Origin of the sequence: Chelativorans alearensis, from assembly GCF_010993735.1 — a bacterium.
Taxonomy (GTDB): Bacteria; Pseudomonadota; Alphaproteobacteria; order Rhizobiales; family Rhizobiaceae; genus Chelativorans; species Chelativorans alearense.
This window is the reverse complement of record NZ_WQNI01000013.1, coordinates 249,450-271,439: the sequence shown is the minus strand read 5'-3', so window position 1 is coordinate 271,439 and position 21,990 is coordinate 249,450. Positions and strand designations below refer to the sequence as shown.

Here is a 21,990-nt window from a genome sequence, read left to right as displayed (position 1 = left end):
CCTTCCTTCCCTCAGCCGTCGGCCGGCTCGGCGGCGGCCGTCACCGCCTGCATGGCGGCGTGGATGCGCCCCAGCGCATCCTGGATTTCCTCGTCGCTGACATTGAGCGGGGGAAGCAGGCGCAGCACGTTTTCGCCGGCCGGCGCGCACAGAAGCTTCTCCTCCCGCATCGCCTTCTGGACGACGGCATTGGGAACCTTGCAGCGTATGCCCAGCATCAGGCCCTCGCCGCGGATTTCCTCGACGATCTCGGGGAACTCGTCGGCGATGGCGGCAAGCCCCTGCTTCAGGAGCAGGCCCCTGCGTGCCACGTCCTCCAGGAACCCTTCCTCGAGGATGATGTCGAGCACCGCATTGCCCACCGCCATGGCGAGCGGGTTGCCGCCGAAGGTGGTGCCGTGCACGCCGGGCGTCATGCCCTTGGCCGCCTCCTCGGTGGCGAGGCAGGCGCCCAAGGGGAAGCCGCCGCCGATGCCCTTGGCGACGGCCGCGATGTCCGGGTTCACGCCCGACCACTCGTGCGCCAGGAACTTGCCGGTACGGCCGACACCGCTCTGCACCTCATCGAGGACGAGAAGCAGCCCGTGCCTGTCGCACAGTTCGCGCAGCTTGCGCATCGCCGTCAGCGAAAGCCGGCGAATGCCGCCCTCACCCTGCACCGGCTCGACGAGGATAGCGGCGGTATCCGGCCCGATCGCCTTCTCCACCGCCTCCATATCGCCGAACGGCACTTGGTCGAAGCCTTCGACCACCGGGCCGAAGCCCTCCAGGTACTTCTTCTGTCCGCCGGCGGCGATGGTGGCGAGCGTCCGCCCGTGGAAGGCGCCCTCGAAGGTGATGATGCGAACGCGGTTTTCCTCGCCGTTGACGAAGTGGTAGCGCCTGGCGGTCTTGATGGCGCATTCCAGCGCCTCTGCACCGGAATTGGTGAAGAACACCTTGTCGGCGAAGCTCGCTTCCGCCAGCCGCTCGCCGAGCCGGCTCTGGCCGGGAATCTCGTAGAGGTTGGAGATATGCCAGAGACGGCCTGCCTGGCCGACGAGCGCCGCCACCAGATGCGGGTGCGCGTGCCCCAGCGAATTGACGGCGATGCCGGCGGCGAAGTCGAGATAGCGCGTGCCGTTGGCGGTCATCAGCCACGAGCCTTCGCCGCGCTCGAAGGCGAGGGGAAGTCGAGCAAACGTATCGTAAAGCGCCGAACCGCTCATGAATACTTTCTCCGGAGGGCCCGCGGAGCGCGGCATGGGAAAATGCCGCCGGGCAGGCCGATGAAACCAAAATGCCGCCCCAGGGGCGGCACGCGGGCTTTTATCAGGGTTTTCCGGCGCGAAGTCAACGCGGGGCGGCAATTCCCGATATAAGCGTCGGCACCGTTGCAGGCGTGCGGATTCGCTCAAGTTGGGGAAAACCGAGAAAACAGATTCGCAGCGCCTGTCGGACTCTTGTCACCGAGTCAACCGATAATGTAGCTTGCCCCTGTAACGACTACATTTCGTGCGGCGACCATCATACCCGAGTAGATGTGGTGTCCATCCGGCTTTGTGCCGGGCGGAAGCCCACCCGGATTCCGCACGCTTGCACAGGAGCGTGTCCTGATGAACTGGACAGACGAGCGCGTCGAGATGCTGAAGAAGCTTTGGGCCGAGGGCCTGAGCGCAAGCCAGATCGCCGCGCAGCTGGGCGGCGTCAGCCGCAACGCTGTCATCGGCAAGGTGCACCGGCTGAAGCTTTCCAGCCGCGGTCGCGCCACCGCTTCTCCGGCGCGGCAGAAGAAGAGCGCGGCTTCCGGCGGTGGTGGTGGCGGTGCGCGGCGGCAGCGTGGCGGCTCCCGCCCGGTTACCGCTTCCGTGGGCGCCACCGCGCTCAAGGTGCAGTTCGAGGAGGACGCGGTCGCCTACCAGCAATTGCGCCCGGTCGAGAATGTCGTGGTTCCGATCTCCCGCAATCTCAAGCTGGTGCAGCTTACCGAGCACACCTGCAAGTGGCCGAACGGCGATCCCCTTTCGGAAGATTTCAGCTTCTGCGGCAATGATGCGGGGGAAAGCAGCCCCTACTGCACCTACCACTCCAGGCTCGCCTACCAGCCGGCCTCGGAGCGCCGCCGCAACCGATAGAGCAATTCCAGGAAAACTGGAAACCGGTTTCCATCCGGAATTGCGATCAAGCAAAGGGCGGGATGACCGCGGGGTGGGGACATCCTGAGGCGGCGCAAGCCGCCTCTTTTTTGTCCGCTGGTTCTAGCCGGCTGCAAGGGTTCGTATGCTGGGCATCTGACGGCACTCAAGCGATGAGTGTCCCTTCCGCCCCTCCACTCCAGTACCCATTGTCTCCCGGCGGGTCGCAATATCCTTTCAAGCAAACTCAGAGCGGATGTAAGGTATATCGCCTTATTTGCGCCTACTTATATAAGTATATTAATCTCTTATTCTAGGTAATTTATAATAATATTATATGAACTGAATTGCATTTCTAAATAACAAAATATTCATGGAACTATTCAATGTTGTCGATATTTTCCGTGCGCCGCATCGGCCTTGCGGTTCTTGCGTGTGCCGCCGTTGCCGGCACATATCTTCTCGCTCTGCAACTCTACGGAAATTTCCACACCGTCATACCGGGTGAGCTCTACCGTTCGGCCACGCCGACGCCGGAGCGGCTGGAGCGCTATCATGAGCTCCACGGCATCAAGACGGTCGTCAACCTGCGCGGCCACGGGGAGGACGCCCCCTGGTTCACGCGCGAGGTCGCCACGGCGAGGAGACTCGGCATCGCCCACCGCGACTTCCCTATGTCGGCCAGCAGAGAGCTCACCTCCGAGCAGGCGGCCAAGCTGGTCAAGCTGCTGAAGGAGGCGGAAAAGCCGATCCTGATCCACTGCAAGGCCGGGGCGGACCGTAGCGGCCTGATCTCCGCTCTCTATATGTCCGCCGTGGCAGGCATCAGCCGGGAGGAGGCCGGAAAGCAGCTTTCCGTCTTCTACGGTCATCTGGGGGTCCCCTATCTTTCGCCGACGCACGCTATGGATAGAAGCTGGGCCGCGCTCGGAAATGTGTTTTTGCCCGACCCATCGTCTTCCGGAGAGGCCGGGCAGCCAACGTCGCGAGAGGAGGACCGTGACCGGCGGAATGCCGTCCAGGAAGACGGCGGGCTTCTGACAAGCCTTCCCGCGTCCGCCGTCAGATAGGCGACCCCGCCTCCGCGTGTCGCGGACAAGCGCCGTCGCCCGTCAATTTTCCTGCTGCGTCGGCGCCACCACCTTGTGGCTCTTGTCTTCCTTCGGCCGCTCGGGCGGCAGCACAGTACCGGTGACGATGTGATAGACGGTCTCGGCGATATTGGTGGCGTGGTCACCGATGCGCTCGATGTTCTTGGCGCAGAAGACGAGGTGGGTGCAGGCGGTGATGTTGCGGGGGTCCTCCATCATATACGTCAAAAGCTCGCGGAAGAGCGAGGTGTACATGGCGTCGATCTCTTCATCGCGGTCGCGCACGAAGCTGATCTTATCGGCGGAGTGGGAGGCGTAGGCGTCGAGCACTTCCTTGAGCTGGGTAAGCGCTAGGTCGGATAAGGCCGACAGGCCGCGGAAAAGCCGCGTCGGCTGGCGCGCTTCCGTCACCGCGACGACGCGCTTGGCGATGTTCTTGCCCAGGTCGCCGATGCGCTCCAGATCGCCGGAAATGCGGATGGCGCCGACGATCTCGCGCAGATCCGCCGCCATCGGCTGGCGCTTGGCGATGATGACGACGGCTTTCTCGCCGATCTCGCGTTCCTTCTCGTCGAGGAAGGCGTCGTCCTCGATCACTTTCTTGGCAAGCGCGGCGTCGCCGCTCACCAGCGCCGCGACCGCCTGCTCCACCATGCGTTCGGCATAGCCGCCCATCCCGCCGATCTGGTTGGTCAGGAGGCGCAGTTCCTCGTCGAACGAACGCATGATGTGCTGGCTTTGCATGGGCTACCGTTCCGTTGGCGCAAAATCACCTATGGTCCTTCGTAGGCTACCCAGATGACGGGAAAAAGAAATAGGCCTGTGCACAAGGATTGCCAGTGCCGTCCTCCTGACAGAGGACAAATCGCCCCACCAGACCAACAGGGCAGTGTGCTTCCAAACAGATACCATCTGTTTGGGTCAGACCACTAGCGGGCCGGCGGGAAATGAACCGTGAAGGACGAGCCTTCGCCCACGCGTGACTTGATCGACAGGCGCGCGCCGTGTCGGGTGAGGATGTGCTTGACGATCGACAGGCCGAGGCCGGTGCCCTTCTGGGCACGACTCGTCTCCACGTCGACGCGGTAGAAGCGCTCGGTGATGCGGGGGATGTGCTCCTCTGCGATCCCCGGGCCGAAATCGGTCACGGTGACGGTCTTCTCCGCGCCGGGCCCGGCATCTTCGGCCGAGATGACCACGCGGCCCCCGGCGCTTCCGTATTTGCAGGCGTTCTCCACCAGGTTCTCGAACACCTGCACCAGTTCGTCGCGGTCGCCCGCCACTTCCAGCGGCGTCTCCGGCAGTTCGAAGGCGATGGTAACGCCGGATTCGCGCGCAAGGTGAGCCAGCGAATCCCCGACCCCCTTCAAGAGCAGGCGCATGTCGACCTTTTCGCTCGGCGTCACGTAGGGCCTTATTTCCAGGCGGGAGAGGGATAGGAGGTCATCGATCAGCCGCGCCATGCGGGCGGTCTGGTTCTGCATGATCTGCAGGAAATTCTCGCGCGCCTTCGGGTCGTCGCGGGCTGGCCCGCGCAATGTCTCGATGAAGCCGGCGACGGAGGCGAGCGGCGTGCGCAGCTCATGGCTGGCATTGGCGATGAAGTCGGCACGCATGCGGTCGATGCGGCGCGCCTCGCTCTGGTCCTTGAACAGCAGCACGAAAAGCCCGGTTCCCTCGCCAATGGGCATAGCCGAGACGCGGTAGACGCGCTCGATCGGCACGCGCTCGGCATAGTCCGTCGCCGAAGGCTCATCGCCGCCCGCAAGCACACGGGCGATGAAATCGTGCATTTCCGGGGCGCGGAACTTGAGCTGCAGCGAAACGCCAGGCGCGATGGGGCCGAAGGCCGCCGCCGCCGCGGCGTTGGCGTAGACGACCTCACCGCCACGGTTGAAGATATAGAGCGGGTCCTGGACCGCCGCGGCGAGGTGGATGGCCGGCAGCGTGTCTATGTCGGGGGCGAGGCCTTCGCTTCGCTGCATGGCAACATGTTCGCCGCGCTTGCCGGGGAACAGCACCGCCACCGCAAGCACGAAGGCGACGGCGCCCGCGGCAGCCAGGCCGTTGCCGCCTAAATGGAGATCGAGGGCCAGAAGCGCCGCTGAAGCGGCAGCCAGCACCTGCCAGTTGCGGCCAAGGCGCCTCATCACCGCCTTCAGCCACCCGGGTGACGAGCCGTTATCGTCATCTTCCATGCGTGCATCCCTGTCCATAGGCCCCGGCGCATCGGCTCGAAAATCGGAACCGATTTTCGGAAAGCACGATGCGTAAATTAACCTACCGCACCCTTCGTGTGCCCTAAGGACGCGCGAAGGATGCGGGTAGACCTTGCCGGGCACCGCCAATAGCATCAACCTACTATCGCTGCGAGGGATCGACTTTTATGAACAAGGCTCTGGACAACGACACTTCCGAAATCCGCAAGTCGCTGACGCTGTCCGTCGACGGGGTCGAGCGCCGGTTCGACATCGGCGATCCCAAGCTTCCGGGGTGGGTCGAGGACCATGCGCTCACGGGAGGCGGCTACCCCTATGACGAGAAGCTGAAGAAGAAGACCTACGAGAAGCAACTCGAAGCGTTGCAGATAGAGCTGGTGAAGGTGCAGGACTGGCTGCGGGAAAGCGGCGAGCGGGTGGTGGCGGTGTTCGAGGGCCGTGATGCGGCCGGCAAGGGCGGCAGCATCAAGCGCGTGCGCGAATATCTGAGCCCGCGCACCGCGCGCAACGTTGCGCTGGTGAAACCGACCGAGACCGAGCGCGGGCAGTGGTATTTCCAGCGCTATGCGGCGCAGCTTCCGGCCGCCGGCGAGTTCGTGACCTTCGACCGCTCCTGGTACAACCGGGGCGTTATAGAGCCCGTCATGGGCTTCTGCACGCCGCAAGAGCACGAAAAGTTCCTCGACGAGGCGCCGAAATTCGAGCGCATGGTCGTCAATGACGGCATCCACCTTTTCAAGTTCTGGCTGAACATTGGCCGGGAAACCCAGCTCAAGCGGTTCCATGCCCGCCGGCACAGCCGGCTGAAATACTGGAAGTTCTCTTCGGTCGATCTGGCGGCCATGGAGAAATGGGATGACTTCACGCGCATGCGCGACCTTATGATCGAGCGCACCCATACCGATTATGCGCCGTGGACGGTCGTGCTGGCGAACGACAAGCGGCGGGCACGCCTGGGGGTGATCCGCCACATGCTCGCCGCATTGTCCTACCCCGGCCGCGATGTCGAGGCGATCGGCGAGGAGGACAAGAATGTGGTCGGCGCCGGTCCCTCCTTCCTGCGCTGACCGCTGGCGCCCGCCGGTCGGCTCGGTCGGTGCGGCGTCTTCTCCCAATGGTGTGGGCGGCGGTAAAGTTGCCAGAGCGCGCGCCAGGCGGCGAGCGACAGAAGTGTCCAATAGGCAGGCGTCCGCAGCACGTGTTTCCAAAGGTCGCGGCGCTCCGGCGCAGGCAGCGTCCACCAGCCGAGCGCAAGAAAGGCGCCGTAGCCGAACACGACGTTGAAAAGGTCGAGCAGGAGGATCGCGCCATAGTGACTGGGTATCTCGCCATGGACGGCGAAATACGCCGCCAGCCCCAGGATCGTCAGAAGGAAGACGGAGTTGCCGAGCGCCGAAAGCAGCATGCCCGGAAACAGGACCTGCGTCACCGCGAAGGAATGTGGCCCCAGATCCCGCGCCATCTCCCGGACATCCCGCATATGCACCAGCCATGTCTGCGCCCAGCCTTTGAGCCAGCGTGTTCGCTGCGGCAGCCAGACGCGGAAGCCGGTGGGTGCGTCCTCGTAGGTGGGGAATGTGATGGTGTCCGTCTTATAGCCGAGCCGCCGCAGGCGCAGGCCGAGATCCGCGTCTTCGGTGACGTTGCATGGGTCCCATCCGCCGACGCGCTCCAGGATCGCGCGGCGGAAATGGTTCGAGGTGCCGCCGAGCGGCAGCACCAGGCCGTGGCGCGCAAGCCACGGAAGAATGCCGTGAAACAGCGCCGAATATTCGAAGGCGAACATCGCCGAGATCCAGCTTTCGCGGCGGTTCGCGATGACAAGCGGCGCCTGCAGGCATGCCAGCTCCTCGCCGCTCTCGCGGAAGCGCTGCCAGGCTTCGACAAGTTGAAATGGGTGCGGCCTGTCCTCCGCATCGTAGAGGACGAGAAGCTCGCCTGTGGTCATAGGCAGGGCGTACGACAGCGCTTTTGGCTTCGTGCGCGGCCCCTCGGGTGGCACCTCGACCACCTCGATATAGGACCGCAGTTCCTGAGCGCGGAGAGCCTCCAGCGTCTCCCGGTCGTCACTCTCGCAGACGAGCTTGATCTCCAGCTTGCTGCGTGGCCAGACGAGGCGCCCCAGTGCCAGCAGAAGATCCGGAACGATCTCCGCTTCCTTGTAGAGTGCCACGAGAACCGTATAGACCGGCATCTCCTCCGTCCTGACGGCCTTGAGGACGGTCATGGGCGGTGCGCGACGTATGCTGCTGGCGACCGCCAACCGCAGGGCGACACAGGACAGGAAGGAAAGCGACAGCACGACGTGCAGCGCCAGAAGCAACTGTCGCGGCCATAAAAGCAGGCCCGCCGCCAAGGCCACGGCAAGCGCGCCGAGTGCGGCCCCCTGCCACGCATTGACCACGAAGCGCGCGGAAAACTTGGGCAGCGCCTCGAAGAGCCCGTGCACGGCAATCCGTGTCAGGCTCTCCTTTGCCCGGCCCATGACGGCCTGCCTCAGGACGGAAGGGGGCACGATGCGCATTGCCTGCGCGATGCGCGGATAGCGTGCCAGATAATCCAGCATCGCCGCGATATCGAGGCCGTCCGGAGCGACCAACAGGATTGGCTGGCCCGCGGCGTCCATGTAGGCGGCGGTGCGCACGCCGCCGACGCGACGCAGGGCGCTCAGACAATGGTGCTGTCGCATGAGCAGGTTTTCGGGCCGGACACGGGCAGCGAAGCCGAGTCCGAGATGCTGCGCCAGAGCGCGAAACAGCTTGGCCTCGCTCACCAGTCCGGAAGCCATGAGCTCCGCCTGAAACGGAACGCCAGCCAGGCTGGCGCGACCTTCCACGCTGCGAAGTTCATTATGCGGAAGGCCCAGCTTCTCGAGGATCGGCCACCATTCCGCCAGCCCCGAAGGCCCCTTGGCACCGCCTTGCAATGCCGGCGCTCCCTGGCCGGCCGTCTCAATGCTACCCGGTACAAACATGCATCACCAATGACATGCGCCGAAGCGCGGGAACTCGAACCGAACCTCAGCAGGCAGAGCGTCGCTGGCTTGGACTTCGTTGGAAAAGGAATCGCAAATTGAGATGCAGCGTGGACGTGCTGGATATAGCGGACAGCACTTTCCTTCCGGCAGTGGTGCGGCAGCACCATCGCCGGCACCTTGAAGGTACCGTTTGCATTTTCGCCCCCGATTTCAGAGTGGAGCCAACTATGCTCCAACTGATGTCCCGGCCTTTACACTGTTTCATTTCGACGCAGCGGTCAACACCGCTCATATGAGGGCATATACAGGCGATGGTTGTAGCGGCAGACGCGTTCCTCTGGCCGGCCGTTTGGGCTATAGCTTGCGCAAAGTCGAACGAAGGATCGATATCTTGCGCATGCTTGCCGTTGCGTTTCTGGCCGTCGTCGTGGTGCTGGGCAGTGCGCTGCCCGGCGACACGGAGACGCGGATTCCTCAGATATGGGATGCCAAGCAGCGCCTGCCGAAGCCGGAGGTCTTGCCCATTCAGCGTCTGCGCTTCCTGACGACCACGGATTTCTTCCCCTTCAACTTCCTCGATTCCGACGGCCGCCTCGCCGGCTTCCACGTCGATCTGGCGCGCGCCATCTGCGAAGCGCTTGCGCTGGAGGACCGCTGCCAGATCCAGGCCCTGCCCTTCGACGAACTGGAAGAGGCGCTGCACGACGGCCAGGGTGAGGCGCTGATTGCCGGCCTGGCGATCACGCGGGAGGCGCGAGAGAAATTCCTCTTCTCGCGCGCCTACCTGCAGTTTCCCGCCCGGTTCGTCACAGACAAGGATGCCGTCCTTGCGGAGCCCATCCACGAAAAGGTTGCCGGTAAACGCGTCGGCGTCCTGGCCGGTACGGCGCACGAACAGATGCTGCGCGATCTGTTCGCCGAGGCGCGGGTGGTCACCTATTCACGCCGGGAATGGCTCCTCGGCGACCTGAAGGCGGGCAAGCTCGATGCCGCTTTCGGCGACGGCATGCGGCTCGGTTTCTGGCTCGCCAGCACGGAAGCGGAAGGCTGCTGCGTCTTTACGGGCGGGCCCTATCTGGCGCCGGAGTATCTCGGCCACGGACTGGCGATCGCAGTGCGCCGTGATCAATCGGCGCTGGCCGCGGCACTCGACTACGCGTTGCAGAAGATCGAAGAGCGCGGCACATTCGCCGAGCTCTACCTGCGCTACTTCCCCGTGGGCTTTTATTGATCGCGCCGGTTGGCAAGGAAGGGCAGCACCAGCGCCCACAGCAACTTGGCCGTTCCGGCGCCGCGATACTCTCTGAGCCCGATCTCCATGTCCCGGTGGCCGAGCCGCGGCTGGCCCACATATGTGCGGAACAGACGGTCCCAGAACGGGAAGTTGAAGCCATAGTTCGAGTCCGTCTCGCGGCGGATGCTCGAATGGTGCACGCGGTGCATGTCCGGCGTGACGAGGATAAGCCGCAAGAGGCGGTCGACGGGCCGCGGAATGTCGATGTTGGAGTGATTGAACATCGACGTGCCGTTGAGCACGATCTCGAAGAGGAGCACCGCCAGCACCGGCGCCCCCAGCGCCGCCACCACGGCCGCCTTCCACAACATGGAGATCAGGATCTCGAAGGGATGGAAGCGGAGCCCCGTGGTCACGTCGAAGCCGTTGTCGGCATGGTGCATGCGGTGAATGTGCCATAGAAGCGGGATCTTGTGGCTCGCCACATGCTCCAGCCAGACGGCGAAATCAAGCAGCACGAAGGAAAGCACGCCGGCAAGCAGCGCGTTCAGGCCGAGATAGCGGAAAAGCCCCCACCCCTCTGCCTCGGCCCACAGCGCCGTGCCCACGGCGGCGGCCGGGAAAACGACGCGCATAACGGCGGAGGAAATGAGAAGCAGCGACAGGTTGGTCACCCAACGCCGCGTCTTCCATGCGCCGGCCATCTCATCGCGCTCCAGCCGCGGCGACCACAGCTCGTAGGCTGCCATGGCCGCGAAGATGGCGGCAAAGGCGAAGAGCCGGATAGCGGCTTCGGAAAGCATCGGTTCTTCCATGCCCTCTTATTCCGCGCCTGCGGCCCGATGGCCAGTCACATGCGTTTGAGCAGGTCTGTCAGACGAGGGGCCGGTGGCGGGCGCGCGCAGCGCGCTCGATCGCCGCGGCCACCAGCGGCTCGATGTGAAGGCGGCCGCGCACGATCTGCAGCATGCGCTTTTCCTCCGGCTCCACGTGCACGTCGGCCGCCGCCACCTCCACGGCCAGTGCATAAGCCGTGTCGTGCAGCCTGGTCGGCACGACGTCGCGCACGGCGGTCAGAATCCGCTCCAGCCCGTTGTCCTCCTGCAGGATCTGCTGGCACTGGCGGGCGACCTCGATGATGCGGTTCTCGTCGAAGCCCTTGAAGACGGGCAACCGATGGATGACGCTGCCGATGCTGCCCAGTTCGGCATCGGTCATGTCGCGGTCGGCCGCCGACATGACGACCATCAGATAAATCAGCGCTTCATGGGCTGACGGCTGCAGGCTCATTCGACGTCCCTTTTCTTTCTCCAAGGTTTCGAACCCTATGCAGCGTCGCCCGCCATCGCAACGAAAAATCGGTGTCGCGATTGACGCACCGCGAGGCCAGCCTTAGACCAGCGGCGGATATAGCCCTACCACTGGACAATAGAGATGACGACGACCACGCAAAACGCGCTCGAACTCACGCCTGAGGTGCGCGAGGCCGCGGCCGAGAGCAAGGCCTGGCCCTTCGAGGAGGCGCGGCGGATCGTCAAACGCTACGAGGGGCGCGACTTCCCCGAAACCGTGCTGTTCGAGACCGGCTACGGGCCGTCCGGCCTGCCGCATATCGGCACCTTCGGCGAGGTGGCGCGTACCTCCATGGTGCGCCACGCCTTCCGCGTCCTCACCGAGGACCGGGTGAAGACCAAGATCCTGTGCTTCTCCGACGACATGGATGGCCTGCGCAAGGTGCCGGACAACGTGCCCAACCGGGAAATGCTGCGTGCCCACCTCGGCAAGCCGCTGACGCGCGTGCCCGACCCGTTCTCCAACGAGTATCCCTCCTTCGGCGCCGCCAACAATGCACGGCTGAGGGCCTTTCTCGACCAGTTCGGCTTCGACTACGAATTCGCCTCCTCCACCGACTACTACACCTCCGGCCGCTTCGACACGACGCTCCTCAAGCTCCTGGAACGCTACGACGAGGTGATGGCCATCATGCTGCCTTCGCTGCGTGAGGAGCGGGCGCAGACCTATTCGCCTTTCCTGCCCATCCACCCCAGGACCGGCGTTGTGATGCAGGTGCCCATAGAAGAACGCAAGCTCGACGCCGGCACCATCGTCTGGCGCGATCCCGAGACCGGCGAGCGCTTCGAGACCCCGGTGACCGGCGGTGAAGCCAAGCTGCAATGGAAGCCGGACTGGGCGATGCGCTGGGCCGCGCTTGGCGTCGATTACGAGATGTCGGGCAAGGACCTGATCGACAGCGTCAAGCTTGCCGCGCGCATCTGCAGCGCGCTCGACGCGCCCCCGCCCGAGGGTTTCAACTACGAGCTTTTCCTGGACGAGAAGGGCCAGAAGATCTCCAAGTCCAAGGGAAACGGCCTGACCATCGACGAGTGGCTCGCCTACGCGCCGACGGAGAGCCTGTCGCTCTACATGTTCCAGAAGCCGAAGACGGCGAAGAAACTCTATTTCGACGTCATCCCGAAGGCGGTGGAAGAGTACTATTCGTTCCTCTCGGCCTACCGGTCGCAGGACTGGCGGAACCGGCTCGGCAACCCCGTCTGGCATATTCACGACGGCAACCCGCCGGATATCGACCTGCCGGTGCCCTTCGCGCTGCTGCTCAATCTCGTCAGCGCTTCGAACGCGCACGAGAAGGAGGTGCTCTGGGGCTTCATCTCGCGCTACGCGCCGGGCGTGACGGCCGACACGCACCCCGCGCTCGACCGGCTGACGGACTATGCCATCCGCTACTTCGACGACTTCGTGAAGCCGGCAAAGAAGTTTCGCGCTCCGGACGAGGTGGAGCGGCAGGCCCTTGCGGAGCTTGGCGAGAAGCTTTCCACTCTGCCGGCGGACGCCAGCGGCGAGGACATCCAGAACGCGGCGCTCGACGTTGCACGCGGCATCGAGCGCTACCAGGACCACACGCGGAAGAGCCCCACCGGCGGCCCGGGCGTTTCCGTCGCCTTCTTCCAGATGCTCTACCAGGTGCTTCTCGGCCAGGAGCGCGGCCCCCGCTTCGGTTCCTTCGCCGCACTCTACGGCATCGCGGAAACCCGCGCGCTGATCGACAAGGCGCTGGCTGGCGAGCTGGCCGGCTGATGCCCGCCTTTACTGGCTAGCCCAGACGATCCGGGCAACCCACTCCACGTCGCGCCTCGGCAGCACGCGGTCGGGGTGATCGGGATTGAGCGACAGGAGCTCGATCTGGCGCGCCGTCTGGCGCTGCAGCACCTTGGCCATCACCTCGCCCTCGACGGTCTTGACGACCACCCGGTCGCCATGGCGCACGCGGGCTGCCGGCTCCACCACGAGAACGTCGCCATCACGGTAGAGCGGCAGCATGGAATCGCCTTGCACCTCCAGCGCATAGGCTCCCTCGCTCACCTTGCCGGGCAGGTCGACATGCTCCCAGCCCTCGCCGACGGGAAAACCCGCATCGGTGAAGAATCCGCCGGCGCCGGCCTGGGCGAAGCCGATCAGCGGCACGGTGGCGCGCGCCGGCGTGCCATCGCCTTCAACCAGCGCCATGAATTCGTCGAGCGAAGCGCCGGTGGCGTCCATCACCTTGGCCAGCGATTCTGTCGAGGGCCAGCGCGGCCGGCCGTCGGCAGAGTAGCGCTTGGAGCGGTTGAAGGCGGTGGAGTCGAGCCCCGCCTTGCGGGCAAGCCCGGATGCGGACAGCGCGTAACGCGCCGCAAGCGCGTCAATGGCCGACCACACTTTTTCGTGCGAAAGCACGCTGTATCCTCCCGAGAAAGCCAAAAACAGGAAAAAATACCTGCTTTGTCTTTCTAACCTCCCAGGGACTACTTGTCCATAAACGGGGCCGCGGAAAATGCCGGCCGCCCGCTGGCCAACGCATGGTCCAGATACTCGATCCGGTCCTGCCCCCAGAAGACCTCGCCGTCCAGGACATAGGCAGGCACGCCCACGGCATCGGCAGCGATGGCCTCTTCCGTGTTGCGGGCGCGGATGGCTGCCGTCTCCGGCCTGTCGGCCGCCGGCAGGATGATCTCCGAATCGAACCCCTCCGATCGCAGATAGGCGGCAAGCACCCCGCGGTCGGAGATATCCTCCTCATGCACCCACAGCGCGGCGAAAACCTGCGCCATGTAGCCCAGCGGGTCGTGGCCGGCCTCCGCCACGGCAATGATCGTGTAGTCGGCCAAAGCGGGGTCCACCGGCCAGTATCGCGGCTTCGGGTTGAGGGGCATGCCGCGATAGTTGGCAACGCGCTGCAGTTCCAGGAAGCGGTAACGCTGGCGCACGGCCGGGCGCTTCGCCGGTGGCACGGCACCTGAATTCTCGAAAAGGCCCATCAGGCTAACCGGCTTCACCCTGAGCGATACGTCATGCTTCTCGGCCACCGCGCGCAGGGCTTGGTGCCCGAGATAGGAGAAGGGCGACAGCGCCGTCATGTAGTAGTCGATGGTCTTGGACATGGAAGCCTCCGAAACCTGTCCTATTCGTCCGCTCACGCCTTGAACAGCGCCGACGGATCAACATCGCGTGAGGAATGCAAGGATACGCGCGTCTTCAGTGACCGTTCTTCGCCAACGTCCTCAACCCCTGATGCGAGGCCATGAACGTCCGCTCCGCCTCGTTGGGCGGTCGCGGCGGCGTCTTGTGGCCGATTGCGGTCATCACCTCACCGGCCTTCACGAAGCGGCGGCCCTTGAAGTCATAGATGCCGCCAGTGGTGAGGATGATCGCCGCCGTGCGGCCGTCCTGCAAGAGGAAGCGGTGGCGGCCGATGATCTGCGTGTCCTCCCATGTCTCGATACTGGAGATGAGCTCGAAGCGCTGCCACAGGCGGATTTCACGCACATAAGCCACCTGCAGCCCGCCCAGAAGCGGCCCCCAGCCACGCTTCCGCGCCGCCGCCACGAGGCCGCCGCGCAGGAAGATGTCGATGCGTCCCATATCCGCCAGCATCATGTAGCGGGCGTTGTTGAGGTGGAAGTTCATGTCGATGTCGGTCGGCAGGCAGCGGAATGCCAGCCGGCTCTCTTCGCCCACTGCCACTCGGCCGCGGCGCTTGTAGGTCGCCGCGACCTTCAGAAGCCGCATCCAGACATACATGAGCGGATCAGGCGGCCTTCTTCATCTCGCCCGCGCCCTCGGGCGCAAAGCGGGTGTAGAAGGTCTGGCCCTTCTCCGCCATCTCCACAAGAAGCCTCGGCGGCTTGAACTGCTTGCCGTATTTCTTCTGCAGGCTCTTGGCGAGATCGACGAACGCGTCCGCTCCCATGCCGTCGATATATGACAGCGTGCCGCCCGTATACGGCGCGAAGCCGAAGGCAAGGATGGAGCCGACATCGGCCTCGCGCGGGTCGGTCACGATGCCCTCTTCCATGACACGGGCAGCTTCGAGCGCGATGGTGGCAAGGAAGCGTGATTTCAATTCCTCGACGTCGATCTTCTCCGGCACCTGCTGGGGATAGAGGTCCTTCAGCCCCGGCCATAGATGCTTCTTAGCCGGCTTCTCCGGGTAGTCATAGAAGCCCTTGCCGTTCTTGCGGCCATGCCGCTCATGCTTGTCGACCATCGCGTCGATTAGCGCCATATGGCGCGGGTCGACGGCCTTTTCGCCGAGGTCGCGGATCGTCTGCTTCATGATCTTCTGCGCCAGGTCGATGGCCGTCTCGTCGGTGAGCGCGAGCGGGCCGACGGGCATGCCGGCCATCTTCGCCGCGTTCTCGATCATCGGCGCCGGCACGCCCTCGATCAGCATGGAATAGGCTTCCTGCATGTAGCGCAGCACGCAGCGGTTGACGTAAAAGCCGCGCGTGTCGTTGACGACGATCGGCGTCTTCCTGATGGCCCGCACGTAGTCCATGGCGACGGCCAGCGCCTTATCGCCGGTCTTCTTGCCCATGATGATCTCCACCAGCATCATGCGGTCGACCGGCGAGAAGAAGTGAATGCCGATGAAGTTCCTCGGCCGCTTCGAATTCTTCGCGAGAGAAGTGATGGGGATGGTCGAGGTGTTGGAGGCGAAGACGGCGGAGGATTTCAGCACAGCTTCCGCCTTCTCGGTCGCCTCCTTCTTGATGGCCGAATCCTCGAACACGGCCTCGATCACCAGGCCGGCGCCGTCGAGCTGCGCATAGTCCGGGGTGGCGGTGATCAGCGAAAGCAGCTTCTCCTTCTCCGCCTCCGTCGCGCGCCCCTTCTTGATGAGACTGTCCATCAGACCGGCCGAATGCGCCTTGCCCCGGTCGGCGGATTCCTGGTCGCGGTCGATCAGCACCACCGGGATGCCCGCCTTCGCCGTCACGTAGGCGATGCCCGCACCCATGAAGCCGGCGCCCAGAACGCCGACTTTCCGCAATTTCTTAGCCGGCACATCCTTGGGCCGTCGCGCGCCCTTGTTGAGCTCCTGCAGCGAGACGAAGAGCGAGCGGATCATCGCCGCCGCCTCGCGGCTTTGCATGATCTCGGTGAAATAGCGCTGCTCGATGGTAAGCGCGGTGTCGAAAGGCACCAGCAGTCCCTCGTAGACGCATTTCAGGATCGCCGTTGCGGCCGGATAGTTGCCGTAGGTCTCACGGCGCAGGATGGCGATGGCCGGCGGCCAGAGATTGGCTCCGGCGGCCGAATAGACCGGCCCGCCCGGCAGCTTGAAACCCTTCTCGTCCCATGGCTGGACCGGCTTCAGCCCGTCCTTGATCATCCTCTTCGCTGCTTCCACCAGCTTCCGCGGCGCCACGATCTCGTGCACCAGGCCCATCGCCTTCGCCTTCTTCGGGCTGAGCGTCTGGCCGGTCGTCAGCATCTGCAGGGCTTCCTGCGGGTTCGCCAGCCGTGGCACGCGCTGGGTGCCGCCGGCGCCGGGAAAGATGCCGACCTTCACTTCGGGCAAGGCCATCGTCACCTTGTCCGAATCTGCCGCCACGCGCCCGTGGCAGGCGAGCGACAATTCGAACGCGCCGCCCATGCAGGTGCCGTTGATGGCCGAGACCCAGGGCTTGCCGCTGGTCTCCAGCTTCCGCCACAGCCAGCTCATGCGGCCGGCACCGTCGAACAGCAGCTTCACCGCCTTCTCGCGGTCCTTCGCCTTCTCTCTTTCGAACAGCCCCAGCATCTTCTGCAGCATGGTTAGGTCGGCACCGCCGGAGAAGGTCTCCTTGCCCGACGTGATCACAGCACCCTTGATCGCCGCCTCGCCGGCCACCCGGTCGACGATCGCCTCCAACTCGTCCATCACCTGTTCGGTGAAGACGTTCATCGAGCGGTCCGGCATGTTCCAGGTGACGAGCGCAATGCCGTCGGCGTCGGTCTCGAGAATGAAGTTCTTGTAGTCAGCCATTGAAATATCTCCGCTGTCAGCGCCCGTGGCCGCCGTGTCCACCATCCTGAGGGGCATCGTCCGCATAGCCGCGCTCGACGGCGTAAAGGCGTTTCTGATGCCTGGTCAGAAGCGGATCCGTCTCCAGATGCGCGGTCAGGTGCACGGCGCGCAGGCGCCCCTCGATATCGGCGATACGCGCCGTCTGCTCGGCAACGTCTTCCGCGCTCGGCTGGCCGGAAGCAAAGGCTCCCTCAAGGTCGGCCTCGGCCTCCACCAACGCCTCGCCAAGCTCGCGGGCGGCAGCGTTCATGCGCGCGAAGATCGCCTCGATCTTCGCCTGCTGCCCGGCATCGAGGTTGATCTTTCCCGCCATGTCGAGCACGTGCCGCGGGCCTGGCAGGCCGTTGAGCTCCGCCGAAAGGGCGTAAGAGAGGCCTTGTCCCTTCAGAAGGCCATCGATGCGCTCCGGCGACAGCGCCTTGATCTGCCGCGTCTCGAGCCCCGCATAGGGTTGCTCGCCGTTCGACGCGATACTTGCGGAGACGGGGAGGAGGGCGGCGGAGAGGATGAAAATCAGCTTCTTCATGGCTAAACCCTCTCAATAATCGTGGCCGTGCCCATGCCGGCGCCGATGCACAGCGTGACGAGCGCCGTGTTGAGGTCCCGCCGCTCCAGTTCGTCCAGAACCGTGCCGAAGATCATCGCCCCGGTCGCACCCAGCGGATGCCCCATGGCGATGGCGCCGCCGTTCACGTTGAGCTTGTCATGGTCGATGTCGAAGGCTTGGCAGTAGCGCAGCACGACCGACGCGAAGGCCTCGTTGAGCTCGAACAGGTCGATGTCGGAAAGCTCCATCTTCGCCTTCTTCAGAAGCTTTTCCGTCACATCCACCGGCCCCGTCAGCATGATGGCCGGCTCCGAGCCGATATTGGTGAAGCTATGGATCTTCGCCCGCGGCTTCAGCGCCATCGTTTTGCCGGCCTTCTTCGAGCCGAGCAGCACCACCGCCGCCCCGTCGACGATTCCGGAAGAATTGCCTGCATGGTGGACGTGATTGACACCTTCGATCTCTGGATACCGCTGCACGGCCACCGCGTCGAAGCCGCCCATCTCGCCGGGCATCACGAAGGACGGGTTGAGCGAGGCCAGCGACTGCATGTCCGTCGTGGGGCGCATGTGCTCGTCATGGTCGAGGATGGTAAGCCCGTTCTGGTCCTTGATGGGGATGACCGAGTTCTTGAAATAGCCCTTGTCCCAGGCCTTCTTCGCCCGCTTCTGGCTTTCCACCGCATAGGCGTCCACGTCGTCGCGGGTAAAGCCGTATTTGGTGGCGATGAGGTCGGCGGAAACGCCCTGCGGCATGAAGTAGGACGGCAGGCCCACCGAGGGGTCCATGAACCAGGCGCCGCCCGACATGCCCATGCCGACGCGCGACATGGATTCCACGCCGCCGGCAATCACGATCTCGTCGGAGCCGCCGGCAATCTTCGCCGCGCCCAGGTTGATGGCGTCGAGGCCGGAGGCGCAGAAGCGCGAGATCTGCATGCCCGGCGCCTGCGTGTCGTAGCCCGCCTCGAAGGCGGCAGCGCGCGGGATGACGGAGCCGGCCTCGCCGACCGGGTCGACGCAGCCGAAGATGATGTCGTCCACCTGGCTGGTGTCGACCCCGTTCCTGTCGCGCACGGCTTCCAGCGTCTTTGCCGCCAGCCGCACGGCAGGCACCTCGTGCAGCGAGCCATCCTTCTTGCCGCGTCCGCGCGGCGTGCGCACGGCATCGTAGACATATGCATCAGCCATTTCCGTCTCCTTCGGTAACCTCAAAGGCTGCGTGCGATCAGCAGCTTCATGATCTCGTTAGTCCCGCCATAGATGCGCTGCACGCGGGCATCGCGGTACATGCGGGCGATCGGATATTCGTTCATGTAGCCATAGCCGCCGAAGAGCTGCAGGCACTCGTCCACCACCTTGCCCTGCAGGTCCGAGAGCCAGTACTTCGCCATGGAGGCGGTGACGGGGTCGAGCCCGCCGTCGATGTGCCTCGCCACGCAGTCGTTGTAGAAGACGCGGCCGATCGTTGCCTCCGTCTTCAGTTCGGCCAGCTTGAACTGGGTATTCTGGAAATCGATGATCTTCTGCCCGAACGCCTTGCGCTCCTTCACATAGTCGATGGTAAGCGCCAGGGCGCGCTCGGCCATGGCAACGGCGGTCGCGCCGATCTGCAGCCGCTCTTGCGGAAGCTGCTGCATGAGTTGCACGAAACCCTGCCCCTCCTCGGAGCCCAAAAGGTTCGCCGTCGGCACCCGCACGTCGTTGAAGAACAATTCCGACGTGTCGTTGGACTTGAGCCCGATCTTGTCGAGATTGCGCCCGCGCTCGAAGCCTTCCACCTCGTCCGTCTCGACCACGATGAGCGAGGTGCCCTTGGCGCCTTTCTCCGGGTCGGTCTTGGTCACTACGACGATGAGATCGGCGAGCTGGCCGTTGGTGATGAAGGTCTTGGAGCCGTTGAGGCGGTAGTGGTTGCCGTCCTTCTCCGCGCGCGTCTTCACACCCTGCAGGTCGGAGCCCGCGCCCGGCTCTGTCATGGCGATGGCGCCGATCAGTTCGCCCGCCGCCATCCTCGGCAGCCACCGCCTCTTTTGCTCCTCGGAGCCGTAATGGAGGATGTAGGGGGCGACGATGGAGTTGTGGAGCGCGATGCCGAAGCCGTCTACGCCGACATGGCTGATCGCCTCTATGATGGCGCTCTCGTGGGCATAGGTGCCGCCCGCGCCGCCATATTCCTCCGGCACGGAAGCGCAGAGGAGGCCGTGTTCGCCGGCCTTCCGCCAGCTCTCGCGGTCGAAGCTCTCGGCTTTCTCGAATTCCTCGTAGCGCGGCTCGATCTCCTCGGCGAGAAACCGCCGCGCCATGTCATAGAGCATGGCGACGTCCTCGCCCGCCCAGGCGGGCCTTGCGGTTCCAAGCACGGATGCGGGGTCGGTCGCCATGTCGCTCCTCCTACGCGGCTATTTCGGCATGGGACCCAAGAGAACAGGAAAGCCGCCGCAAAGCCAACTCAAAACGCCTCCGCCGGCAGCGCCATCATCGTGTCGGCGCCCGACGAGACGCGGGCGAGGTGGGCGGCCGTCTCCGGCATGACCCGCTCCATGAAATAGCGCCCGACCACCAGCTTCTGCTCCAGGAAGTCGGCACTGCCGTCGGCGCCCGCGGCAAGGCCGTCCTGAGCCACCTTCACCATCCGCCCCCACATGTAGCCGAGCGCCACGAGGCCGAGAAGGTGCATGTAGTCGTAGGAGGCCGCGCCCGCGTTCTCCGGCTTCTGCATCGCGTTCTGCATCAGCCACATGGTGGCGGCCTGCAGGTCGTTCAGCCCCTTCTTCAGCGCCTTCGTATAGGGTGCCATCTTCTCGTCGGTGCGGTTCTCCTCGCAGAACTCGCCGACCGTCTTGAAGAAGGTCTGCACGGCGCGGCCGCCATTCTGCGCCAGCTTGCGGCCGACAAGGTCGAGCGCCTGGATGCCGTTGGCGCCCTCGTAGATCATGGCGATTCGGGCGTCGCGCACGAACTGGCTCATGCCGTGCTCTTCGATATAGCCATGGCCGCCGAAGACCTGCTGCGCGGCCACCGCGTGCTCGAAACCCTTGTCGGTCAGCACGCCCTTGATAACCGGCGTCATCAGCGCCAGGTGGTCTTCCGCCTCCTGGCGCTCCTTCTCGTCTTCGCTCCTGTGAGCGATGTCCGATTGGAGCGCCGTCCACAAAATGAGCGCGCGGCCCGCTTCGTTGAAGGCGCGCATGGTCATCAGGCTGCGCCGGATGTCGGGGTGAACGATGATCGGGTCGGCCTTCTTGTCCGTCGCCTTGGCGCCGGAGAGGGAGCGGCCCTGCAGGCGCTCACGAGCATAGCTTGCTGCGTTCTGATAGGCTGCCTCGCCGACGGCATGGCCCTGCAGGCCGACGCCCAGCCGCGCCTCGTTCATCATCGTGAACATGGCTTTGAGCCCGCCGTTCTCCGCCCCCAGCAGATAGCCTTCCGCCTCGTCGTAGTTCATGACGCAGGTGGCGTTGCCGTGAATACCCATCTTCTCCTCGATGGAGCCGCAGGATACGCCGTTCTCCTCGCCATTATTGCCGGCACCATCCACCTTCCGCTTGGGCACGATGAAGAGCGAGATGCCCTTCACGCCCTCCGGCGCGCCCTCGATGCGGGCAAGCACCAGGTGGACGATGTTCTCCGCCATGTCGTGCTCGCCGGCGGAGATAAAGATCTTCTGCCCGGAGATCTTGTAGCTGCCGTCGCCGTTGGGCACGGCCTTGGTGCGCAGAAGCCCGAGATCCGTGCCGCAATGCGGCTCGGTCAGGTTCATGGTGCCGGTCCACACGCCCTCGACCATCTTCGGCAGCCACTTTTGCTTCTGCTCATCCGTACCGTGGGCGAGGATGGCGGCAATCGCTCCCTGGGTGAGGCCGGGATACATCATCAGCGCCATGTTGGCGGAGACGAGATATTCGCCGACGGCCGAATGCACCAGATAGGGCAGTCCCTGCCCGCCATATTCGGCCGGGACCGAAAGCCCCATCCAGCCGCCCCCGCAATATTGGCGGTACGCCTCGGCAAAGCCTTCCGGTGTCGTCACCGTTCCGTCCTCATGGCGGACGCAGCCTTCCATGTCGCCAACCCGGTTCAATGGCTGCATGACGTTCTCGGCGAGCTTCGCACCCTCGCTGAGGATCGCCTCCAGCACGTCGGGCGAGGCATCGGCAAAGCCTGGCAGGTTGTCGTGGCGTTGGTAGCCAAGAACGTCGCGAATGACGAAGACCGTGTCCTGCACGGGAGCCCGGTAGGTTGGCATGAGGTTCCTCCAGCACGCATCTCAACACCGGCGGCGGCATCCGCCAGCCGGCACCGAAGCGCCTCATATCAAAGTTTGACGTGCGCGTAAACGTCAAACAACGTCAACCCACGCGATTGGTATTTCGGTAACAAAGATTAACCGCTTGTTTACCACGATTGGTGAATGTTCTGGCATCGGAACGCCATCATGCTGTGCTTCGCGCAGAT

The 21,990-nt window shown here is 64.3% G+C and carries 19 protein-coding genes; 5 read left to right on the top strand and 14 right to left on the bottom strand.

The genetic code is table 11. The annotated features are described in order from the left end of the window. Nucleotides 1-11: 11 nt before the first annotated feature. Nucleotides 12-1,208 (bottom strand): aspartate aminotransferase family protein, encoded by a 1,197-nt coding sequence (locus GPJ75_RS20070; protein WP_163270607.1) that lies wholly within the window; start codon nucleotides 1,206-1,208, stop codon nucleotides 12-14. 387 nt (nucleotides 1,209-1,595) lie between these two features. On the opposite strand from GPJ75_RS20070, the gene GPJ75_RS20065 reads away from it, so the two are divergent. Together GPJ75_RS20065 and GPJ75_RS20060 are read left to right on the top strand one after the other, a co-directional pair. Continuing rightward, nucleotides 1,596-2,114, top strand: coding sequence for a GcrA family cell cycle regulator (locus tag GPJ75_RS20065; RefSeq protein ID WP_163270605.1), 519 nt, complete (start codon nucleotides 1,596-1,598; stop codon nucleotides 2,112-2,114). A gap of 386 nt (nucleotides 2,115-2,500) precedes the next feature. Next, on the top strand, nucleotides 2,501-3,184 hold the full coding sequence (locus tag GPJ75_RS20060) for a dual specificity protein phosphatase family protein (protein ID WP_246249142.1): 684 nt from the start codon (nucleotides 2,501-2,503) through the stop codon (nucleotides 3,182-3,184). Nucleotides 3,185-3,226: 42 nt separating this feature from the next. Here GPJ75_RS20060 and phoU read toward each other — a convergent pair whose 3' ends face one another. Both phoU and GPJ75_RS20050 read right to left on the bottom strand, forming a co-directional pair. After that, nucleotides 3,227-3,949, bottom strand: coding sequence for a phosphate signaling complex protein PhoU (gene phoU, locus GPJ75_RS20055; protein ID WP_163270603.1), 723 nt, complete (start codon nucleotides 3,947-3,949; stop codon nucleotides 3,227-3,229). Between the two features lie 185 nt (nucleotides 3,950-4,134). Further along, nucleotides 4,135-5,403 carry an ATP-binding protein gene (locus GPJ75_RS20050; protein ID WP_246249141.1) on the bottom strand — a complete coding sequence of 423 codons (1,269 nt, stop codon included), beginning with the start codon at nucleotides 5,401-5,403 and terminating at the stop codon, nucleotides 4,135-4,137. Nucleotides 5,404-5,591: 188 nt separating this feature from the next. Here GPJ75_RS20050 and ppk2 point away from each other — a divergent pair, with 188 nt between their 5' ends. Beyond that, nucleotides 5,592-6,491: a polyphosphate kinase 2 gene (gene ppk2, locus GPJ75_RS20045; protein ID WP_163270601.1), complete on the top strand. Its 900-nt coding sequence runs from the start codon at nucleotides 5,592-5,594 to the stop codon at nucleotides 6,489-6,491. On the opposite strand, the gene GPJ75_RS20040 is transcribed toward ppk2, so the two are convergent. Further along, the gene (locus tag GPJ75_RS20040; protein WP_246249140.1) at nucleotides 6,413-8,350 is read right to left on the bottom strand and encodes a glycosyltransferase; all 1,938 of its coding nucleotides are present in this window, start codon (nucleotides 8,348-8,350) and stop codon (nucleotides 6,413-6,415) included. The genes ppk2 and GPJ75_RS20040 overlap by 79 nt on opposite strands. Nucleotides 8,351-8,798: 448 nt before the next feature. On the opposite strand from GPJ75_RS20040, the gene GPJ75_RS20035 reads away from it, so the two are divergent. Then, nucleotides 8,799-9,632 carry a transporter substrate-binding domain-containing protein gene (locus GPJ75_RS20035; protein WP_163270894.1) on the top strand — a complete coding sequence of 278 codons (834 nt, stop codon included), beginning with the start codon at nucleotides 8,799-8,801 and terminating at the stop codon, nucleotides 9,630-9,632. Here the strand turns inward: GPJ75_RS20035 and GPJ75_RS20030 are convergent. Together GPJ75_RS20030 and GPJ75_RS20025 are read right to left on the bottom strand one after the other, a co-directional pair. Further along, nucleotides 9,626-10,450 carry a sterol desaturase family protein gene (locus GPJ75_RS20030; protein WP_163270597.1) on the bottom strand — a complete coding sequence of 275 codons (825 nt, stop codon included), beginning with the start codon at nucleotides 10,448-10,450 and terminating at the stop codon, nucleotides 9,626-9,628. The genes GPJ75_RS20035 and GPJ75_RS20030 overlap by 7 nt on opposite strands. Nucleotides 10,451-10,508: 58 nt before the next feature. Continuing rightward, nucleotides 10,509-10,925, bottom strand: a complete 417-nt coding sequence (locus GPJ75_RS20025; RefSeq protein ID WP_159589496.1) for a tellurite resistance TerB family protein — start codon at nucleotides 10,923-10,925, stop codon at nucleotides 10,509-10,511. Nucleotides 10,926-11,069: 144 nt separating this feature from the next. On the opposite strand from GPJ75_RS20025, the gene GPJ75_RS20020 reads away from it, so the two are divergent. Then, a complete protein-coding gene (locus GPJ75_RS20020) occupies nucleotides 11,070-12,731 on the top strand; it encodes a lysine--tRNA ligase (RefSeq protein WP_163270595.1) in 1,662 nt (553 codons plus the stop codon). Nucleotides 12,732-12,740: 9 nt separating this feature from the next. On the opposite strand, the gene GPJ75_RS20015 is transcribed toward GPJ75_RS20020, so the two are convergent. The 8 genes from GPJ75_RS20015 to GPJ75_RS19980 form a co-directional block, all read right to left on the bottom strand. Continuing rightward, nucleotides 12,741-13,370 carry a S24 family peptidase gene (locus GPJ75_RS20015; protein WP_163270593.1) on the bottom strand — a complete coding sequence of 210 codons (630 nt, stop codon included), beginning with the start codon at nucleotides 13,368-13,370 and terminating at the stop codon, nucleotides 12,741-12,743. A 68-nt stretch (nucleotides 13,371-13,438) separates the two neighbouring features. Further along, complete coding sequence (locus GPJ75_RS20010; RefSeq protein WP_163270591.1) at nucleotides 13,439-14,074, bottom strand: 2-hydroxychromene-2-carboxylate isomerase; 636 nt, start codon at nucleotides 14,072-14,074, stop codon at nucleotides 13,439-13,441. A gap of 94 nt (nucleotides 14,075-14,168) precedes the next feature. Next, nucleotides 14,169-14,714 carry a thioesterase family protein gene (locus GPJ75_RS20005; RefSeq protein WP_163270589.1) on the bottom strand — a complete coding sequence of 182 codons (546 nt, stop codon included), beginning with the start codon at nucleotides 14,712-14,714 and terminating at the stop codon, nucleotides 14,169-14,171. 7 nt (nucleotides 14,715-14,721) lie between these two features. After that, nucleotides 14,722-16,944 carry a 3-hydroxyacyl-CoA dehydrogenase NAD-binding domain-containing protein gene (locus GPJ75_RS20000; protein ID WP_163270588.1) on the bottom strand — a complete coding sequence of 741 codons (2,223 nt, stop codon included), beginning with the start codon at nucleotides 16,942-16,944 and terminating at the stop codon, nucleotides 14,722-14,724. Nucleotides 16,945-16,960: 16 nt separating this feature from the next. Further along, a complete protein-coding gene (locus tag GPJ75_RS19995) occupies nucleotides 16,961-17,512 on the bottom strand; it encodes a hypothetical protein (protein WP_163270587.1) in 552 nt (183 codons plus the stop codon). Between the two features lie 2 nt (nucleotides 17,513-17,514). Continuing rightward, nucleotides 17,515-18,723: an acetyl-CoA C-acetyltransferase gene (locus tag GPJ75_RS19990; protein ID WP_163270586.1), complete on the bottom strand. Its 1,209-nt coding sequence runs from the start codon at nucleotides 18,721-18,723 to the stop codon at nucleotides 17,515-17,517. Nucleotides 18,724-18,743: 20 nt separating this feature from the next. Next, nucleotides 18,744-19,916 carry an acyl-CoA dehydrogenase family protein gene (locus GPJ75_RS19985; protein WP_163270585.1) on the bottom strand — a complete coding sequence of 391 codons (1,173 nt, stop codon included), beginning with the start codon at nucleotides 19,914-19,916 and terminating at the stop codon, nucleotides 18,744-18,746. Nucleotides 19,917-19,984: 68 nt separating this feature from the next. Continuing rightward, nucleotides 19,985-21,781, bottom strand: coding sequence for an acyl-CoA dehydrogenase (locus GPJ75_RS19980; protein WP_163270584.1), 1,797 nt, complete (start codon nucleotides 21,779-21,781; stop codon nucleotides 19,985-19,987). Between the last annotated feature and the right edge of the window lie 209 nt (nucleotides 21,782-21,990).

Coding starts and splice junctions, on each gene's coding strand:
- GPJ75_RS20070 (WP_163270607.1), bottom strand. CDS start 1,208: ATGAGCGGTTCGGCGCTTTACGATACGTTTGCTCGACTTCCCCTCGCC.
- GPJ75_RS20065 (WP_163270605.1), top strand. CDS start 1,596: ATGAACTGGACAGACGAGCGCGTCGAGATGCTGAAGAAGCTTTGGGCC.
- GPJ75_RS20060 (WP_246249142.1), top strand. CDS start 2,501: ATGTTGTCGATATTTTCCGTGCGCCGCATCGGCCTTGCGGTTCTTGCG.
- phoU (WP_163270603.1), bottom strand. CDS start 3,949: ATGCAAAGCCAGCACATCATGCGTTCGTTCGACGAGGAACTGCGCCTC.
- GPJ75_RS20050 (WP_246249141.1), bottom strand. CDS start 5,403: ATGGAAGATGACGATAACGGCTCGTCACCCGGGTGGCTGAAGGCGGTG.
- ppk2 (WP_163270601.1), top strand. CDS start 5,592: ATGAACAAGGCTCTGGACAACGACACTTCCGAAATCCGCAAGTCGCTG.
- GPJ75_RS20035 (WP_163270894.1), top strand. CDS start 8,799: ATGCTTGCCGTTGCGTTTCTGGCCGTCGTCGTGGTGCTGGGCAGTGCG.
- GPJ75_RS20030 (WP_163270597.1), bottom strand. CDS start 10,450: ATGGAAGAACCGATGCTTTCCGAAGCCGCTATCCGGCTCTTCGCCTTT.
- GPJ75_RS20025 (WP_159589496.1), bottom strand. CDS start 10,925: ATGAGCCTGCAGCCGTCAGCCCATGAAGCGCTGATTTATCTGATGGTC.
- GPJ75_RS20020 (WP_163270595.1), top strand. CDS start 11,070: ATGACGACGACCACGCAAAACGCGCTCGAACTCACGCCTGAGGTGCGC.
- GPJ75_RS20010 (WP_163270591.1), bottom strand. CDS start 14,074: ATGTCCAAGACCATCGACTACTACATGACGGCGCTGTCGCCCTTCTCC.
- GPJ75_RS20005 (WP_163270589.1), bottom strand. CDS start 14,714: ATGTATGTCTGGATGCGGCTTCTGAAGGTCGCGGCGACCTACAAGCGC.
- GPJ75_RS20000 (WP_163270588.1), bottom strand. CDS start 16,944: ATGGCTGACTACAAGAACTTCATTCTCGAGACCGACGCCGACGGCATT.
- GPJ75_RS19995 (WP_163270587.1), bottom strand. CDS start 17,512: ATGAAGAAGCTGATTTTCATCCTCTCCGCCGCCCTCCTCCCCGTCTCC.
- GPJ75_RS19990 (WP_163270586.1), bottom strand. CDS start 18,723: ATGGCTGATGCATATGTCTACGATGCCGTGCGCACGCCGCGCGGACGC.
- GPJ75_RS19985 (WP_163270585.1), bottom strand. CDS start 19,916: ATGGCGACCGACCCCGCATCCGTGCTTGGAACCGCAAGGCCCGCCTGG.
- GPJ75_RS19980 (WP_163270584.1), bottom strand. CDS start 21,781: ATGCCAACCTACCGGGCTCCCGTGCAGGACACGGTCTTCGTCATTCGC.